At 70.8% G+C, this 17,359-nt stretch carries 13 protein-coding genes; 6 read left to right on the top strand and 7 right to left on the bottom strand.

Features of this window, described 5'->3' with window-relative positions; translation table 11 throughout:
* Window positions 1–30 precede the first annotated feature (30 nt).
* Entirely contained in the window at window positions 31–2,541 is a 2,511-nt protein-coding gene (locus DEU34_RS11630) for a metallophosphoesterase (RefSeq protein WP_121150395.1), read from the top strand.
* A gap of 148 nt (window positions 2,542–2,689) precedes the next feature.
* Here DEU34_RS11630 and DEU34_RS11625 read toward each other — a convergent pair whose 3' ends face one another.
* From DEU34_RS11625 to DEU34_RS11615, 3 genes are read right to left on the bottom strand one after another with little or no spacing between them, the layout of a single operon-like run.
* Complete coding sequence (locus DEU34_RS11625) at window positions 2,690–4,444, bottom strand: proline--tRNA ligase (RefSeq protein ID WP_121150393.1); 1,755 nt, start codon at window positions 4,442–4,444, stop codon at window positions 2,690–2,692.
* Between the two features lie 32 nt (window positions 4,445–4,476).
* Window positions 4,477–5,661, bottom strand: a complete 1,185-nt coding sequence (locus tag DEU34_RS11620; protein ID WP_147424067.1) for a hypothetical protein — start codon at window positions 5,659–5,661, stop codon at window positions 4,477–4,479.
* Window positions 5,658–6,191, bottom strand: a complete 534-nt coding sequence (locus DEU34_RS11615) for an RNA polymerase sigma factor (RefSeq protein ID WP_183042455.1) — start codon at window positions 6,189–6,191, stop codon at window positions 5,658–5,660. Before DEU34_RS11615 ends, DEU34_RS11620 begins: the two co-directional genes overlap by 4 nt.
* Window positions 6,192–6,363: 172 nt before the next feature.
* Here DEU34_RS11615 and pcp point away from each other — a divergent pair, with 172 nt between their 5' ends.
* Window positions 6,364–7,002 (top strand): pyroglutamyl-peptidase I, encoded by a 639-nt coding sequence (pcp, locus tag DEU34_RS11610; protein ID WP_121150387.1) that lies wholly within the window; start codon window positions 6,364–6,366, stop codon window positions 7,000–7,002.
* 127 nt (window positions 7,003–7,129) lie between these two features.
* Here the strand turns inward: pcp and DEU34_RS11605 are convergent, their stop codons facing one another.
* Together DEU34_RS11605 and ispG are read right to left on the bottom strand one after the other, a co-directional pair.
* Window positions 7,130–8,344: a benzoate/H(+) symporter BenE family transporter gene (locus DEU34_RS11605; protein ID WP_121150385.1), complete on the bottom strand. Its 1,215-nt coding sequence runs from the start codon at window positions 8,342–8,344 to the stop codon at window positions 7,130–7,132.
* Window positions 8,345–8,417: 73 nt separating this feature from the next.
* Window positions 8,418–9,569 (bottom strand): flavodoxin-dependent (E)-4-hydroxy-3-methylbut-2-enyl-diphosphate synthase, encoded by a 1,152-nt coding sequence (gene ispG / locus DEU34_RS11600; RefSeq protein ID WP_183042454.1) that lies wholly within the window; start codon window positions 9,567–9,569, stop codon window positions 8,418–8,420.
* A 194-nt stretch (window positions 9,570–9,763) separates the two neighbouring features.
* Between ispG and DEU34_RS11595 the strand changes: the two genes are divergently transcribed.
* On the top strand, window positions 9,764–11,677 hold the full coding sequence (locus tag DEU34_RS11595; RefSeq protein WP_121150381.1) for an anthranilate synthase family protein: 1,914 nt from the start codon (window positions 9,764–9,766) through the stop codon (window positions 11,675–11,677).
* 7 nt (window positions 11,678–11,684) lie between these two features.
* Here DEU34_RS11595 and DEU34_RS11590 read toward each other — a convergent pair whose 3' ends face one another.
* A complete protein-coding gene (locus tag DEU34_RS11590; protein ID WP_121150628.1) occupies window positions 11,685–13,010 on the bottom strand; it encodes an RIP metalloprotease in 1,326 nt (441 codons plus the stop codon).
* Between the two features lie 94 nt (window positions 13,011–13,104).
* Here DEU34_RS11590 and DEU34_RS11585 point away from each other — a divergent pair, with 94 nt between their 5' ends.
* The 3 genes from DEU34_RS11585 to DEU34_RS11575 all read left to right on the top strand — a co-directional run bounded on the left by DEU34_RS11585 (window position 13,105) and on the right by DEU34_RS11575 (window position 16,240).
* Entirely contained in the window at window positions 13,105–13,701 is a 597-nt protein-coding gene (locus DEU34_RS11585; RefSeq protein ID WP_121150380.1) for a hypothetical protein, read from the top strand.
* Between the two features lie 95 nt (window positions 13,702–13,796).
* The gene (locus DEU34_RS11580; RefSeq protein ID WP_121150379.1) at window positions 13,797–14,492 is read left to right on the top strand and encodes a DUF1775 domain-containing protein; all 696 of its coding nucleotides are present in this window, start codon (window positions 13,797–13,799) and stop codon (window positions 14,490–14,492) included.
* An 89-nt stretch (window positions 14,493–14,581) separates the two neighbouring features.
* The gene (locus tag DEU34_RS11575) at window positions 14,582–16,240 is read left to right on the top strand and encodes a Mur ligase family protein (protein WP_183042453.1); all 1,659 of its coding nucleotides are present in this window, start codon (window positions 14,582–14,584) and stop codon (window positions 16,238–16,240) included.
* Between the two features lie 10 nt (window positions 16,241–16,250).
* Here DEU34_RS11575 and dxr read toward each other — a convergent pair whose 3' ends face one another.
* Window positions 16,251–17,336, bottom strand: a complete 1,086-nt coding sequence (gene dxr, locus DEU34_RS11570) for a 1-deoxy-D-xylulose-5-phosphate reductoisomerase (protein WP_121150378.1) — start codon at window positions 17,334–17,336, stop codon at window positions 16,251–16,253.
* Between the last annotated feature and the right edge of the window lie 23 nt (window positions 17,337–17,359).

Here is a 17,359-nt window from a genome sequence, read left to right as displayed (position 1 = left end):
CGGCCTGTTCATCTCGATCGAGGAGTATCCGTGGCCCCCACCACACCCCGCACGACACGACCGACCGTACGACGCTGCATCGCAGCATCCGCCACCATCGGTCTCGCCGCCGGCCTCTTGGCCGCCGGCATCGTGCCCACCGCATCCGCCGCACCGACCGACGACCTGGCGTCGCGGTTCACCTTCGCGGTGCTGCCCGACACGCAGTTCTACTCGCGCTACTCGGCCGACCAGTTCGTTCCGCGCTACGGCTCCGACCCGTTCGCGACCCAGACCCGCTGGATCGCCGACAACGCCGATGCCCTGCGCATCCCGTTCACCGCGCACCTCGGCGACATCGTCGACCGGGCCACCGTGGAGAACGAGTGGAAGGCGGCGGATGCGGCGATGAAGGTCCTCGACGACGCTGACGCGCCGTACTCGATCCTCCCCGGCAACCACGACGTCACCAACAGCGGCGTGCGGGACACGGAGCTCAACCACGCCTCGGAGCCGTTCACCACGTGGTTCGGCGCGACTCGCGCGGCGAAGCAGTCGACCTATCAGGGGTCCGATCCGACCGGGCTCAGCCAGTTCCACATCTTCGAGGCCGAGGGGCAGCAGTTCATGTCGCTCGCCATCGCGTGGAACTCCTCGGACGCCACCCTCGCCTGGGCGCAGAGCGTTCTCGACGCGCACCCGACCGTCCCCGTCATCTTGAGCAGCCACGCCCTCATCAACGTCGCCGCCGACCAGGCATCCCCGGTCGAGACCGGCGACAGCGAGCGGATGTGGGACGAGCTCATCCGGGGCAACGACCAGATCTTCATGACACTGAACGGACACTTCCACGGCGCGACCCGCCAGGTGAAGAAGAACGACTTCGGCCATGACGTGCACCAGATCCTCATGGACTACCAGATGGCGTACGAGGGCGGCAACGGCTACCTCGGACTCTTCGAGTTCGACCTGACGAACAACACCATCTCCCTCGAGACGGGCTCGCCGTGGGTCGTCTCCAAGCCCCGGGAATCCCTGACGAGCTACGACCAGCCGCTCCTGGACGGTGAGCACCAGCGGTACGCGATCGACATCGACTTCCGGTCGCGGTTCGCCGGGTTCGACCCCGACTTCACCGCCGGCTCTGCCGACGAGCCCTCCCTCACCCAGCGCGCGCGAGAGATCCTCCTCGACGGGTTCGACGGTCCCGATCCGATCTCCACCGAGTTGCCGGGCAATGAACTCGACTTCGTCGAGGCGGAGGGAACGCTCGCCCACTGGCGCTTCAACGGCCTGGAAGGCGTCGTCGGCGCCGACGCGGTCGTGGAGGACATCGCCGGCGACAACGACCTGACGCGCCCCGACCCGGCGACCACCAACGCGGTGGGCGCCAGCTGGGACGACGTCACGATCGAGACGTCAGACGTGCACGGCTTCTCCTCGGACGGCGCTGCAGCGTGCTTCGACAACTCGTCGGGCTCGCGGTTCAGCTACCTCACGACCGCGGCGGACGCCGCCGTCAACGACGCCGATCTCAGCAAGGGCTACACGATCGAGACCTTCGTGAAGATGGACTCCGACTGGGATGCGTCCGCGAACGGCTGGTCGAAGTTCCTCACCCGCACCGGCAATCGCTCCCAGATCGGCGTGCCCCAGACGCGGTGGGACTGGACCGCCTCCCCCACCGCCCTCGGCATCTCCAACCTGCGCGAGTTCCAGTTCACGAGCATCTCCGACGACGTGCAAGCCGGCGATAAGACGAACTGGTCGGGCGAGATCATGGTCGACAGCTGGGCGCACGTCGCCGTGGTGAACGACCCGGCCACCCGGTCGACCACGATGTACGTCGATGGTGCGCCAGTGCTGCGCAACGCCACCGACACGGCGGGGATGGCCCGTCAGGCCGGCATGCCGTGGATCCTCGGATCCGACTGGGTGGACGATGCCGCGCGAAACGGATGGCACGGCTGCATCGGCGAGACCCGGATCATCGACCGGCCGACGACGCCCGACGAGTGGCTGACCCAGCGCGCCGACCTGAGCGGATTCGAGGTCACCGCCGCCCCGCAGAGCGAGCTCGCGTCGACCGTCACGTCGGTGCGGTTCGCCGGCACGGGCTTCCCGGGCGCCGAGGTCTCGCTCGCCCCCGCCGCCGGGCGCGCCGCGATCGCGGCCGACCTGGGCGGTGCGACCACGACGGTCGATGCCGACGGACGCTGGGAGTTCCGCGTGACCGAGGGCCTCACGGCCGGCGAGCACGAGATCGCTCTCTCGCAGGCGCTGGGCTCGCGCTCGTCCGACGCGCAGACGGTGGCCTTCGCCATCGCCGCCGCCCCGGGCACGCCCGAGCCGACCCCGTCGGCCACACCGTCCGCCACCGCATCCGCGACGCCGTCGGCCACGCCTCGACCGTCGGGCTCGGCTGCACCCGCAGCATCCGGCCTCGCGGCCACCGGCGCTGAGGGCGCGCTCATCGGGTGGAGCGCCGCTCTGGGCGGTGCGCTCCTCGCCGCCGGCGGCGTGCTCGCCGTGACCAGGAAGCGACGCGCCTCGAAGGCCTGACCGACGACCGCGAACGGCCCCGTCCTGGATGGACGGGGCCGTTCTGCGTGACGCGACGAGCGGAGGAGTTCTCACGAGCGGAGGATGCTGAGCGCGAAGACTGTCCTCCCGCCGTGAGATCCCCTCCGCCGGTGACGGCGCTCGGGGGTCAGGCGGTGAGGCGCGCGACGGCCTCGGCCGCCGGTACCACCTCGCGGTCGCCGGTGCGGCGGTCCCAGAGCTCGACCTCGCCGTCGGCGGCGCCGCGCCCGACGATCACGATGCGCGGCACGCCCACGAGCTCGGCGTCGCCGAACTTGACGCCGGGAGAGACCTTCGGGCGGTCGTCGTAGAGCACGTCGAACCCGGATGCCTCCAGGTCGGCCGACAGCGACGCGGCGAGCTCGAAGGCGGCAGCATCGCGCCCGGTGGCGACCACGTGCACGTCGAACGGCGCGACGGACGCCGGCCAGATGAGGCCCTTGTCGTCGTTGTTGAGCTCGGCGATGTTGGCGAGGATGCGGGTGACGCCGATGCCGTAGGAGCCCATGGTGACGGTGACGAGCTTGCCGTTCTCGTCGAGCACCTTCAGCCCGAGCGCCTCGGCGTACTTGCGACCGAGCTGGAACACGTGCCCGATCTCCATGCCGCGGGCAAGGCTCACCGGTCCCGAACCGTCGGGCGCCGGGTCGCCCTCGCGGACGGTGGCGACCTCGATGAAGCCGTCGGCGGTGAAGTCGCGGCCGGCGACGAGGGAGTGCACGTGCTTCTGGTCGATGTTGGCGCCGGTGATCCACGACGTACCGTCGACGACGCGCGGGTCGAGGAAGTAACGGATGCCGGTGGCCGACTCCTCGCCGAGGATGGGGCCCGTCTCGGACCACGGTCCGATGTAGCCCTTCACCAGGAGCGGGTTTCGCTCGAAGTCCTCCGCCGTGGCGGCTTCGACCGCGGCGGGCGCGAAGGCGACCTCGACGCGCTTGTCGTCGACGTCGCGGTCTCCGGGGAGCCCGACGGCGACGACCTCGCGGGTGCCGTCGAGGTGGGTGAGGGCGAGCACGACGTTCTTGAGCGTGTCGGCGGCCGTGTAGTCGCCGTCGAGCGCCGCGTTCGCGTGGTCGACGAGCGTCTGGATGGTCGGGGTGTTCGGCGAATCGAAGATGACGGGCGCGGGAAGGCCGTCGAACGCGATCGGCTCGGGCACGACGGTCGTGAACGCCTCGACGTTCGCCGCGTACCCGCCCTCCGAGCGCACGAAGGTGTCTTCGCCGATCGCGGTCGGGTGCAGGAACTCCTCGGACTTCGATCCGCCCATCGCGCCGGCGTCGGCCGCGACGATGACGTACTCGAGCCCGAGGCGCTGGAAGATGCGCTCGTAGGCGTCGCGCTGGGCCTGGTACGACGCGTCGAGGCCTGCGTCGCTCGCGTCGAACGAGTAGGCGTCCTTCATCGTGAACTCGCGCCCGCGCAGCAGGCCGGCACGCGGCCGGGCCTCATCGCGGTACTTGTCCTGGATCTGGTAGATCGTCAGCGGCAGGTCTTTGTAGGAGTTGTAGAGGTCTTTGACGAGCAGCGTGAAGACCTCTTCGTGCGTGGGCGCGAGGAGGTAATCGGCACCCTTGCGGTCTTTCAGACGGAACATGCCGTCGCCGTACTCCTCCCACCGGCCCGAGAGCTCGTAGGGCTCGCGCGGCAGGAGCGCCGGGAAGTGCACCTCGTAGGCGCCGGCATTCGCCATCTCGTCGCGGATGATCGCCTCGATCTTCGCCTTCACCCGCAGGCCGAGCGGCAGCCAGGCGAAGATACCCGGCGCCTGGCGGCGGATGTATCCCGCCCGCACCAGCAGTCGGTGACTGGGAACCTCGGCATCAGCCGGGTCTTCGCGGAGCGTGCGGAGGAAGTAATGCGACAGACGTGTGACCACGGTTCGAGTTTACGGGCGCCGGATGCTGCGCCTCACCTTGCGTTCAGCTCGGAGATCACAGCAGACGCTATGAGACCGCGGCGCTCCGGACTCACGTCGGCCTGCGTCGACACGGTGAGCCGGTTGGGTCCGCTCATGGCGAGCAGGCGACTCGGCGTCATGTTGCGGGGATTGGTGAGGAGGAACCCCTGCCCCGGGAGACCACTGACCTCCTGTGCCCCCGCGGCAGACAGCTCCGCCTCCGAGGGAACGCCGAGCCCTGGCTGGATCACAAGCTCGACGAAGACACCGGACGCCTCGTCGTACCAGGAGCACCAGTCGACAACCCGATTGGCGACGAGAACCTCCCACGACGGGCCCGATGCCAGCGAGTCACCGGGAAATCCCATGGGAGCACCGGGGAAGCCCGCGGCAGCGGTCACAGCCTCCCCCAGGTCGACGCAAGGAGGCACCTGCCACGCGTCGGGGCTCAACACACCCGCCACCGCGACAGGCCCGGCCGAACGCGCACCGTCCAGGAGGCGGGTGAGTCGCTCATCCAGCACCGCTCGCTCGTCGTCCCCCATCGGTTGCTCGGCCGATTGCAGTCGACCGACTGCGGCGTAGACCCACACGTCGCCGAGGATTTCAGCTCTCCCGCACGTCGAGGTGTTGGAGCAGTCGAAGGACCGCGTCGCAAGATCCACGCTTTCCGGCACGACGGAGAGGGGGTAGGCGTCAAGAAGAGCCCATCCCCAGCCATCGCTGGACGACCAGTAGCAGGAGAGTCCGCCGAGGACGGCCGCGCTCTCTCGCAGTGACGGTTCCACGTCACGCAGTCCCGACTCAGCGAGCTCGACAGCTGATGTGTCCAGCAGTGCGGCCACGTCTGAGTCAGACAGCGCGCGGTTGCAATCACCGTCGAAGGCCACGCGGGGGGTCGTCGTGACCGGCTCCGTCGGCGAAGGAGTAGCCGTCTCGATGGGTACGGCCGACGGACTCGCAGACGGCGAGAACGTCGGCGTCGGGGTGGCGATCGGTTCGGTCGCCTCCCCCATCCTCAGGAAGCTCGACGCGCCGATCGCGGTGCCGGCGAGCCCGGCGACGAGCACGACGGCCACCGTGGAGGTGATGATCGCGCGCCGGTGCGCACCGGCGGGCTTGATCTGCTTCGTTCCGGCCATCAGGCGCGAACGCATCGCATCGTGCTCGGCAGCGCTCAGCTGGTCGTCGTTCATGCCCATGACGCCTCCAATGACGTGATCTCGTCGCGCAGCTTCGACTTGGCGCGCGAGAGGCGGGATTTGACGGTCCCCGCCGGGATTCCGAGCACCGCAGCGGCGTCACGCTCGGAGTACCCCTCGAGCACGGTCAGGACGAGCACGCTCTGCTCCTTCGCCGGCAGGCGCTTCAACGCCGCCAGCACACCGCTCTCGTCGTGAGCGCCCGGGTGCTGCTCCTCGCGGATCGGCGCGCGCTCCAGGAGGGCTGCGTACCGGCGGCCCGAGCGCTGGAGGTTGCGTGCGCTATGGGCGACGGTGTTGAGCAGCCAGGGCAGCGGCGAACCGTCGACGAGACGCACCGATGCGCGCTTGCGCCACAGCTCGAAGAAGGCGATGGTCACCGCATCCTTCGCATCCTCCCGTGACGACAGCAGACGCAGGGCATGCCGGAAGAGCCGCCCCTCGTGCCGGTCGAAAAGGGCGGCGAGGGCGGCATCGTCTCCGTCGCGGACTCTCGTCCACAACGCGGCGTCGTCTGTATCCACACTCAGTAGTGTCCGCGAAGCGCGCGATGGTTCACGACGATCGGAATTCGATGATCACAGGTGGGTAACGGCGCCGTGCGGGTCCGTCAGCTCGCTCCCGCCGGGTGCGCGGACGCAACAGGACGAGCCCGCTCCGCGCAGATGCGCGGGAGGATCGGCCTAGCCTGGACTGATGGCGACCGTACTGCTCACCGGCTTCGAGCCCTTCGCGGGTGACGCGACGAACCCCTCGGGCGACGCCGTCCGAACCGTCGCGGAACGGTGGACGGGTGCCGAGACCCTGGTGACCGAGGTGCTGCCCGTGACCTTCGCCGGTGCCGCCGACCGCTTGCGGGCCCTCATCGAGGAGCACTCCCCCGATGTCGTCATGGCCACAGGGCTCGCCGGAAACCGTGCCGAGGTCACGCCCGAGCGTGTCGCGATCAACCTCGCCGACGCCCGGATCCCCGACAACGCGGGTGCGCAGCCGCTCGATGAGCACTCCGTGCCGGGATCGCCGGCCGCCTACTTCGCGACGCTGCCCGTCAAGGCGATCGCCGCGGCCATCGCCGATGCGGGCGTACCCGCATCCGTCTCGCACTCCGCCGGAACCTTCGTCTGCAACCACGTCATGTTCACCGCGCTCGATGCCGTCGCCTCGCAGCACGACGTGAGAGCGGGCTTCGTGCACGTGCCGTGGGCGGCCGAGACGGCACCGGCGGGCGCACCCGCCCTTCCCCTCGCAGACATCGTGCGATCGCTCGAGGTCGCCGTGCGCGTCGCGCTGGACACCCGCGACGATGCGCGCCTCACCGGGGGCACGCTCGACTGAGCCCGGTCGCCGCCGCAGCATCCGTCCTCGTGTCATGAGCGGAGGAGAAGTCACGTGCGGAGGACCCGAGGCGGCTCGTTCCTCCTCCGCCGGTGAGACCTCCTCCACCGGTGACGCGGATGCTGCGTCAGCGACGCCCGACGTGCAGCACCGCGCGCACGACGAGCCCCGCCGCGAGCGCCCAGAACGCCGCGCTCACCCCCGCGATCGCGATGCCGGATGCGGCGACGAGGAAAGTGACGACGGCCGGCACCCGCTCGCCCGGGTCGTCGATCGCCTGCTGGATGGCGGAGCCGAACGCCCCGAACAGCGCCAGGCCCGCGACGGCCGGGATGACCCCGACGGGGGCGAGCAGCACGAGGGCGGCGAACGCGGCGGAGAGAGCACCGAGCACCAGGTACGAACCTCCCGCGGAGACGCCCGCGACCCATCGGCGCTTCGGGTCGGGGTGGGAGTCGGGGCCGGCGGCGATCGCCGCGCTGATCGCGCCGAGGTTGACGGCGTGCCCGCCGGCGGTCGCGGCGGCTGCGGTGCCCAGACCCGTGACGAGCATCGCCGGCCGCCAGGGGATCTCGTAGCCGAAGCTGCGCATCACGGCTACGCCCGGCACGTTCTGCGACGCCATCGTCACGACGAAGAGCGGAAGCCCGATGCCGATGACGGCGCCCACGGTGAAGGTCGGAGCGGTGAACTCCAGTCGCGGCAGGAGCGCCGCAGCATCCGTCCCCACCCCGGTGCGTGTGAGCTCGACGGCGACCACCACGATCGCGGCCACGAAGGCCAGGGGCACAGCCCAGCGCGGCAGCAACCGCGAGAAGACGAGCCACACGATGATCACCGGCGCCACGCCCCAGGGGTTGGCGACCAGGCCGCCGAACGGCGCGACGCACAACGGCAGCAGCACTCCGGCGAGCATCGCCTGGGCGATGGACGGGGGGATGCGGGCGATGAGCGCGCCGATGGGCGGGAACAGCGCGGTGAGCAGGATCAGCGCCGCCGCGACGAGGAACCCGCCGACGGCGGCCGACCATCCGCCGTCGACCGCGCCGGTCGCCGCGAGGAGGGCGACGCCGGGTGTCGACCACGCGATCGTGATCGGCATGCGGAACCGCCATGCCATGACGATGCAGCCCAGGCCCGCCGCGAGGGTGATGGCGAGCAGACCGCTGGCCGCCTGACCCGGCGTCGCGCCGACCGCGCGGAGCCCGGTGAGGACCACCGCGAACGTGCTCGTGAAGCCGACGAGGGCGGTGACGACACCCGCGATGATCGGCCGCGACAACGAGGCGGTGGGCGGGGCGGACGGCGTCGACGACGCGGCGGACGGTGGCACGGCGGACATGAGGTCGAACGCTACCGCACCCGATACTTCCGCCGACAACCCGGTGCGGCCGAGGAGAATTCGTCGGAAGTGGTCAGGCCGTGATGACCTGTGCGGTTCCGATCTGGGCGTCGGGGCCCATCTCGGCGGCCATGCGGTTGGCCTCCTCGATGAGGGTCTTGACGATGTCGGCCTCGGGCACGGTCTTGATGACCTGGCCCTTGACGAAGATCTGCCCCTTGCCGTTGCCGGAGGCGACTCCGAGGTCTGCCTCGCGTGCCTCACCGGGACCGTTGACGACGCAGCCCATGACGGCCACGCGCAGCGGCACGGTCATGTCTTTGAGCCCCTCGGTCACGTCGTCGGCGAGCGTGTACACGTCGACCTGGGCGCGCCCGCAGGACGGGCACGAGACGATCTCGAGCTTGCGCTCGCGCAGGTTGAGCGACTGCAGGATCTGGTGACCGACCTTGACCTCTTCGGCCGGCGGTGCCGAGAGCGACACGCGGATGGTGTCGCCGATGCCCTCGGAGAGCAGGATGCCGAAGGCGGTGGCCGACTTGATCGTGCCCTGGAACGCGGGGCCCGCCTCGGTCACGCCGAGGTGCAGCGGCCAGTCGCCCATTCCGGCGAGCAGACGGTAGGCCTGCACCATGATCACCGGGTCGTTGTGCTTGACCGAGATCTTGAAATCGTGGAAGTCGTGCTCCTCGAACAGGCTGGCCTCCCAGCGCGCGCTCTCCGCGAGCGCTTCGGGGGTGGCCTTGCCGTACTTCTCGAGCAGTCGGGGGTCGAGCGATCCGGCGTTGACGCCGATGCGCAGCGACACGCCCGCGGCCTTGGCGGCCGCGGCGATCGAGCCGACCTGATCGTCGAACTTGCGGATGTTGCCCGGGTTGACGCGCACGGCGGCGCAGCCGGCGTCGATCGCCTGGAAGACGTACTTCGGCTGGAAGTGGATGTCGGCGATCACGGGGATCTGACTCTTCTTCGCGATGATGTGCAGCACGTCGGCGTCGTCCTGCGACGGCACGGCGACGCGCACGATCTCGCAGCCGGATGCTGTCAGCTCGGCGATCTGCTGCAGCGTGGCGTTGATGTTCGTGGTCGGCGTCGTCGTCATCGATTGGACGCTGACGGGAGCGTCACCGCCGACGAGGACCTTGCCGACCTTGATCTGGCGGCTCTTCCGGCGGGGGGCGAGAACCGGGGTGACTCGCGGCATCCCTAAATTGACTGCAGGCACGAGCCCAGCCTACGCCGAGCGACCTGCGAGGAGGCCGAAGCCGGTGTGGTACGTTCGGCGCATGTCCGCGAACCGCTCCTGGTGGCCCACCGCATAGGCGGTGGGCGTTCGCACGTTGACAGACCGCCCGCGAGGCGGTCTTTTTCGTTAGGCAGCCGCGTCGGGCGACCGCCCCTTCCGACGAAAGACCGACCATGACCGGCCCCGCACCCCTCTCCCGCCTGCACGCCATCGCCGCGGGAACCGAGCCGTTCGCGCTGATCGCGCGCGACGGCCGCACCGTCGAGATCCTCACCGGCGACGTCGTCGACGTCGCGCTCTTGGCCGACATCCCGCTGAACGACGCCGAGGGCACCGCTCGCGAGGTGCTCGCGCTCGTGCCGTACCGCCAGGTCGTCGAACGCGGCTTCGTCTGCCGCGACGACGACGCGCCGCTGCGGTGCCTGGTCGTCGACGAGCACGTGGCGGTGACGCGCGACGAAGCCCTGGCCGCGCTCCCGTCCGAACCCGTGCCGTTCGAGGATGCCGGGTTCGACATCGCCGACGAGGAGTACGCCGACATCGTCCGGCGGGTGATCTCCGACGAGATCGGCCGCGGCGAGGGTGCGAACTTCGTGATCCGCCGCGATTTCACCGCCCGCGTCACCGCCGACGAGCGCACCGCGGCGCTCACCTGGTTCCGTGCCCTCCTCGAGCACGAACGCGGCGCCTACTGGACCTTCGCCGTCATCACCCCCGGCCTCGTCGCCGTCGGAGCGAGCCCCGAGGCGCACGTGATCGCCCGCGAGGGGGTCGTGACGATGAACCCGATCTCCGGCACCTTCCGCCACCCCGCGGGAGGCGCGACGGCCGAGACCCTGAGCGAATTCCTCTCCTCTACGAAGGAGACCGAGGAGCTCTTCATGGTCGTCGACGAGGAGCTCAAGATGATGAGCGCCGTCTGTTCCGACGGCGGACGCATCACCGGGCCGCACCTGAAGGAGATGTCGCGCCTCACCCACACCGAGTACGTGCTGCGCGGGCGCAGTCGTCTGGACCCCCGCGACATCCTCCGGGAGACCATGTTCGCCCCCACCGTGACCGGGTCGCCGATGCAGAACGCCTGCGCCGTGATCGCGCGCCACGAGCGAGGGCCTCGCGGTTACTACTCCGGCGTCGCCGCTCTGTTCACCCCGTCCGCATCGAACGACGACGGCGCCACCCACGACCTCGACGCGCCCATCCTCATCCGCACCGCCTATCTCTCCGACGGTCGGTTACGGGTGCCCGTCGGCGCCACCCTGGTCCGCCACTCCGACCCCGACGGCGAGGTCGGCGAGACGCACGGCAAGGCCGCGGGCGTGCTGGGAGCCATCGGAGCGATCGCGCGCGACGTGCCGGTGGCGCAGCATCCGACCGCCGACCCCGACTCCCCCGCCGCCGCCGAGCGCCCCTCTCTCGCGGACGACCCCGCGGTGGCCGAGCTGCTGGCGTCGCGGAACTCCCGGCTCGCACCGTTCTGGATGAACCCGCAGGAGAGCGAGGTGGTCGGTCCGTTCGCCGGACGGCGTGCCCTCGTCGTCGATGCGGAGGACCGCTTCACCACGATGCTCGCCCATCAGTTGCGCCACCTCGGTCTCGAGGTCGACATCGCGCCCTGGGCCGAGGTCACCGACGCGCAGATCGACGACGCCGAGCTCGTCGTCTCCGGGCCCGGTCCCGGCGATCCCCGTGACACCTCGAATGCGCGCATCCGCCGGATGCGCGAGGTGGTGAGGCGCCGGCGTGAGGCGGGCACCCCCCTCCTCGCCGTCTGCCTGAGCCACCAGATCCTCGCCGATTCGTTCGGTCTCGACCTCGCCCCTCTGGAGCGCCCGCACCAAGGCCTGCAGAAGACCGTCGACCTCTTCGGCGAAGAGGCCTCGATCGGTTTCTACAACACGTTCACCGCGCGGGAGTCGGATGCTGCGCGCACGGCCGGCGTCGAGATCGCGGCCGATCCGGTCACGGGCGACGTCTACGCGCTGCGCGGGGCGGGTTTCGCGTCGGTGCAGGGGCACCTCGAGTCGATCCTGTCGCGCGACGGCATGCGCACCCTCGAGAGGCTGGTCGCCCAGGCGCTGGCCTGAACGGTTATCAGACGATCGAGATCGGGTTGAACAGGTCGGCGAGCACCAGGATGCCGCCCATCCCGACGAGCAGCACCACGACGACGAGCGTCACCGGAACGAGCTTGGTCGCATCCACCGGTGTGCTGACCCGGTTGCGAAGACGCGCCCAGAACCGCTTGACGCCGTCCCACAGGGCGACGACCACGTGCCCGCCGTCGAGCGGCAGCAGCGGGATCAGGTTGAACACGAACAGGGCGATGTTCAGCGACGCGAGGAGCTCGAGGATTCCGGCGGCGCGGTTCTGGATCGGCGCATCGACCGCGGCGATGTCGCCGGCGAGGCGGCCGGCCCCGACGACGCTCAGCGGCCCGTTGGGGTCGCGCTCCTGTCCGGTGAAGAGGTCGACGGCGGTCTCGTAGACCCGCACGGGGAGCTGCGTCATGACGCCGGCGACGGCGCCGAGCCGTTCGAAGGTCATCTCGGTACCCACCCATGCGGGCTGCGCCACGAGGGCGGTCTGCGCCCCGACGCCGATGAACCCGACCTCCTCGGTCTGCACCGCACCGTCGTCGCCGACGACCGCGCGCCCGAGATCGTCGGTGACGGCGCGAGTGGTCAGCGCCGGGGTGATCGAGAGGGTCTTCTCGACGCCGTCGCGCGAGATCACGATGGAGAGCGCCTGATTCGGCGACTGCTGGATGATCGCCGACGCATCGGCGAACGTCGACACGGGGGTGCCGTCGACCGAGACCAGCACGTCTCCGGGCAGCACTCCGGCCTCGGCGGCGGGGGCAGCCGGGTCCGAGGCGACGCAGTCGGTGCGACCGGCATCCGCCGAGATCACGCATTCGTTGACCGAGGCGAGGGTGGTCGTGGCCGTCTGCACCCCGATACCGCTCGCGAGAACGGTGAAGATCACGATCGCCAGCAGCAGGTTCATGACCGGGCCGCCCAGCATGATCACCACGCGCTTCCAGACCGGCAGTGTGTAGAAGACGCGGTCTTCTACCCCGACGAGCGTCTCGTCGTTCGCGGCGCGCGCGTCCTGCACCATCGTGGCGAACATCGCGCGCATGCGGCCGCGGGGCTTGCCGGCGTCGGCGTCGTCGGAGGACGGCGGGTACATGCCGGCCATCGAGATGTAGCCGCCCAGAGGAAGGGCCTTGAACCCGTACTCGGTCTCGCCGATCCGCTTCGACCACAGGGTCGGTCCGAACCCGATCATGTACTGCCCGACGCGCACGCCGAACAGCTTCGCGGGAACCAGGTGCCCGACCTCGTGGAGCGCGATCGACACGGCCAGTCCCACCACGAGCAGGACGACTCCGACGAGGAAGGCAAGGGCGGTCACAGCGATCACCGTACTCCGGCATGTCTTTGAATGGGCCGAGCGTCCACCCCTTCCCCACGCGGCCGGTGGCACCGTGGCGCGCTAGCCTGGCGGGATGAGCACACGGGCGGCGCGCGCGATCCGCGGAGCCGCGTTCGCCGGTATCGCCACGGTCACGGCCGCTGCCGCCCATACCCTCGGGGGCGGCGCAGCGCCCTCGCCCCTGTTCTGCGCGATCCTGTTCGCCCTCGCCGTTCCCCCGGCCACCGCTCTCGCCTCACCGCGACCGGCCCCATGGCGCGCGGCGCTGGCGGTCGGCGCGGGCCAGCTGCTCTTCCACGGCGCGTTCGCGGTGGTCGGCGACATAGGAATCGGGGCCGCGACCGCACACGCGACACTCGGCCATGTGCACGGGGCCGCCTCGACGTGGGCGATGGATGCGACGGGGGCCGCCGGCGTCGACATGACCCTCGCCCACGTGCTGGCCGCCATCGTCACGATCGCCCTCGTCTGCCGCGGGGAGTCGCTGCTCGCGCGCATCGGCGCCTGGGTCGTCCGCCGGGCCGCCGCCGCGGTGACGGTGCCTTCCTCGTCGGCCGTCCTCCGCCGTGTCGATGCGATGCCCGCCCGACCGCGTGCCCGGCTGGTCCTGCCGCCCGGACTCGGGCGCCGAGGACCACCGAACCCTCTCCCGGTCCCCCTCGCCGCCTGAGCGCGGCGCACCTCCGTCGCGCGATCCGCGGCACCCCATCTTCGGCGACCGCCCCTGCGCGCCCGCGCGGCGTCGCCCGCATCCGAGAGAGAACCATGACTTCCACCACCCGTACCCGCATCCTCGCCGGCGTCGTGCTGGGGGCGGCCCTCGCCGTCGCCGTCCCGCTCGCCGCATCCGCCCACGTGCACGTGACCCCCGAGAATGCATCGGCCGATGCATCCACGAGCCTCACGTTCTCGTTCAGCCACGGCTGCGACGAGTCGCCCACCACCTCGATGATCATCGACATCCCCGAGGGCGTCACGAACGTCGTGCCCGTCGCCGACGCGAACTGGACCATCGAGCGCGACGTCGCCGACAATGGCACCGTCTCGCGCGTCACCTACTCCGCCGTCGCGCCCGTCGAGAACGGGATCAAGGGCGAGGTGAGCCTCGACGCTCGCTTCGGCGCGGAACTGGCCGAGACCGACGTCGCCTTCCCCGTCACGCAGGTGTGCGTCACGGGCCAGACGGCGTGGACGGAGGTCGCCGCCGAGGGAGCAGACGAGCCCGAATCGCCCGCGCCCATCGTCTCGGTCGGAGCCGTCTCAGCGGGCGGCGACGAGCACGCCGGTCACGGGGCGACGGCCGACCACGACAGCGCGGATGCGGCGAACGCCGCGGATGCCGCCCCCGCCGCATCGCTGCGCGCCGACCCGACGGCGCTCTGGCTCGGCGGCGCGGGACTCGCCCTCGGCGCGATCGCCCTGATCATCGCGGTGACGGCACTCGTTCGTCGACGCGCCTGACGCGCCCGTCGCGGCCGCCTCGACACGGGGGCGGCCGCGACACCGTGCTCTGCGGAGCCGGCGCGCGCGGATGCGAGAATGGATGCAACATGCCGACCGCTGCCTCGAACCTCCCTCCCGTGCTCCGACCGGAGCACCCGCCCGTCCGCAGCCTCGACGAACTGGCACGCCGGTTCGCGACGCGCGTCGACGGCGACACCTCCTCGGTCACGTTGACGGGCATCACGCTCGCCACCGCCGACCTGCGGCCCGGTGAGGCCTTCGTGGCCATCCGCGGCGTCAACAGCCACGGCGCCTCCTATGCCGCGACCGCGGCCGAGAAGGGGGCCGTGGCCGTCATCACCGACGACGACGGGTCCCGTCTCGCGGCCGACGCGGGCCTGCCGATCGTCGTCGTCGACGATCCGCGCGCGATGCTGGGCGCTCTCTCGGCCTGGATCTACGGCACCGGGCCCGACGACGATCTTCCGGTTCTGTTCGCCACGACCGGCACGAACGGCAAGACGAGCGTCTCGCACCTGCTCGAGGGCATCCTCGGCCAGCTCGGCGTCGTGACCGGACTCTCGTCGACGGCCGAGCGCCACATCGCGGGCCAGGTCATCGTCTCGCGCCTGACGACCCCCGAAGCATCCGAGTTCCACGCTCTCCTTGCACTCATGCGCGAGCGCGGTGTCGAAGCCGTCGCCGTCGAGGTGAGCGCGCAGGCCCTCAGCCGTCATCGCGTCGACGGCATGGTCTTCGACGTCGCGGCGTTCACGAACCTCTCCCACGACCACCTCGACGACTACGCCGACATGCGCGAGTACTTCGAGGCGAAGCTCCCCCTCTTCCGCGCCGACCGCGCGCGCCGGGCGGTCGTCTCACTCGACTCGGTGTCGGGCCTGGAGGTACGCGACCGGGCCGAGATCCCCGTCGTGACCATCGCGACCCCCGACATCGCCGAAGACGCGGATGCCGCATCGGGCGCGGACTGGATCGTGGAGATCGTCGACGAGCGGCAGGACGGCACGCAGTTCCGTCTGCTCGGTCCGGAAGGACGCACGCTCACGACGGTCGTGCCCGTGATCGGACGGCACATGGCGGCCAACGCGGGCCTGGCGATCGTGATGATGCTCGAAGCGGGCTACACCTGGGACGCCCTGGTCTCGGCCCTCGACGGCGGCCGCGTCGACGCCTACCTCCCCGGCCGCACGCAGCTCGTCTCCGGCGAGCGCGGTCCCGCGGTCTACGTCGACTTCGGGCACTCCCCCGACGCGTTCGAGAAGACCCTGGCCGCTGTCCGTCGCGTCACACCCGGGCGGGTGCTGATGCTCTTCGGCGCCGACGGCGACCGCGACGCGACCAAACGCTACGACATGGGCCGCACCGCCGTGGAGGGGAGCGACATCCTCGTCGTCACCGACCATCACCCCCGGCACGAGAACCCCGACTCCATCCGCGCGACCCTCGTCGAAGGGGCGCGACGCGCACGACCCGACGGCGAGATCCTGGAGTTCTCGCCCCCGGAGCGAGCCATCGTCGAGGCCATCGCACGCGTCGGCGAGGGCGATGCGATCCTCTGGGCGGGCCCGGGGCACCAGGACTACCGCGACATCCGCGGCAGCCGCACCCCCTACTCCGCCCGCGAGCTCGCCCGTCGTGCCCTGCGCGCCGCCGGCTGGCCCGTGGCCGAGCCGCACTGGCCCGTGCCGTACCCCGACGACTCGACGCCGAGCTCCGACCCGGAGCGGCTCTTCGACTCGCCCTGACCCGTCCTGATCAGGATGCTGCGGCGATCGCCCGATCGGCGGCGTCCCGGGCCCAACGCTCCGCGTCGGCGAGCGTCTCGCGGGTGAGCTCGGCGGGCGCCTCGTGCGACTCGACGACCCGTTCGATGAGCTCCACGATCCCGGGGAAGGGAAGCCTGCCCTCGTGGAACGCGTCGACGGCCTGCTCGTTCGCGGCGTTGAACACCGCGGGGTAGGTGCGCCCGGCGCGGCCGACCCGTTTGGCGAGAGCGACCGCGGGGAACGCCTCCTCGTCGAGCGGCTCGAACGTCCAGGACGTGGCGGTGGTCCAATCCAGCGGGCGCCCCACACCGGCGACGCGCTCGGGCCAATCGAGGCCGAGGGAGATCGGCAGCCGCATGTCGGGTGGGGAGGCCTGGGCGATGGTGGACCCGTCGACGAACTCGACCATCGAGTGCACGACCGACTGCGGATGCACCACCACGTCGATGCGGTCGTAGGGCACATCGAACAGAAGATGGGCCTCGATGACCTCGAGCCCCTTGTTGACGAGGGTGGCGGAGTTGGTAGTCACCACCCGGCCCATGTCCCACGTGGGATGCGCCAGCGCCTCAGCGGGGGTCACCTGCGAGAGCGAGGCACGCGAGCGGCCGCGGAACGGACCTCCCGACGCCGTCAGCACGAGGCGCCCCACCTCGTCGGCGCTGCCCGAGCGCAGGGCCTGGGCGATCGCTGAGTGCTCCGAGTCGACCGGCACGATCTGGCCGGGGGCGGCGAGTGCCGTGACCAGCGCTCCGCCGACGATCAGCGACTCCTTGTTCGCCAGCGCCAGGGTGCGCCCGCTCTCGAGGGCCGCGAGCGTGGGGCCGAGTCCGACCGAGCCGGTGATGCCGTTGAGCACCACGTCGGCGTCGACGTCACGCACCAGCTGCTCGGCCTCGTCCGCCCCGAGCGCCGTGTGCTCGACGCCGAACTCCTCCGCCTGAGCGTCCAGACCCGCCCGGTCGGTGCCCGCGGCGAGCCCGACCACCTCGAACCGCCCGGGGTTCGCCCGGATGACGTCGAGTGCCTGGGTGCCGATCGAACCGGTGGATCCGAGGATGAGAACGCGCCGCATGCGGTCAGCCTACGGCGCGCTCC

Source organism: Microbacterium sp. AG1240 (assembly GCF_003635115.1).
Classification (GTDB): Bacteria; Actinomycetota; Actinomycetes; order Actinomycetales; family Microbacteriaceae; genus Microbacterium.
Note: the sequence above shows the minus strand (reverse complement) of the source record. Positions and strands in the feature narration are given on the sequence as shown.

Bases quoted from the DNA above. Each gene is read 5' to 3' on its own strand.
- dxr (WP_121150378.1), bottom strand. From the start codon at position 17,336: ATGCGGCGCGTTCTCATCCTCGGATCCACCGGTTCGATCGGCACCCAG.
- DEU34_RS11580 (WP_121150379.1), top strand. From the start codon at position 13,797: ATGACTTCCACCACCCGTACCCGCATCCTCGCCGGCGTCGTGCTGGGG.
- pcp (WP_121150387.1), top strand. From the start codon at position 6,364: ATGGCGACCGTACTGCTCACCGGCTTCGAGCCCTTCGCGGGTGACGCG.
- DEU34_RS11595 (WP_121150381.1), top strand. From the start codon at position 9,764: ATGACCGGCCCCGCACCCCTCTCCCGCCTGCACGCCATCGCCGCGGGA.
- DEU34_RS11575 (WP_183042453.1), top strand. From the start codon at position 14,582: ATGCCGACCGCTGCCTCGAACCTCCCTCCCGTGCTCCGACCGGAGCAC.
- DEU34_RS11585 (WP_121150380.1), top strand. From the start codon at position 13,105: ATGAGCACACGGGCGGCGCGCGCGATCCGCGGAGCCGCGTTCGCCGGT.
- DEU34_RS11620 (WP_147424067.1), bottom strand. From the start codon at position 5,661: ATGAACGACGACCAGCTGAGCGCTGCCGAGCACGATGCGATGCGTTCG.
- DEU34_RS11605 (WP_121150385.1), bottom strand. From the start codon at position 8,344: ATGTCCGCCGTGCCACCGTCCGCCGCGTCGTCGACGCCGTCCGCCCCG.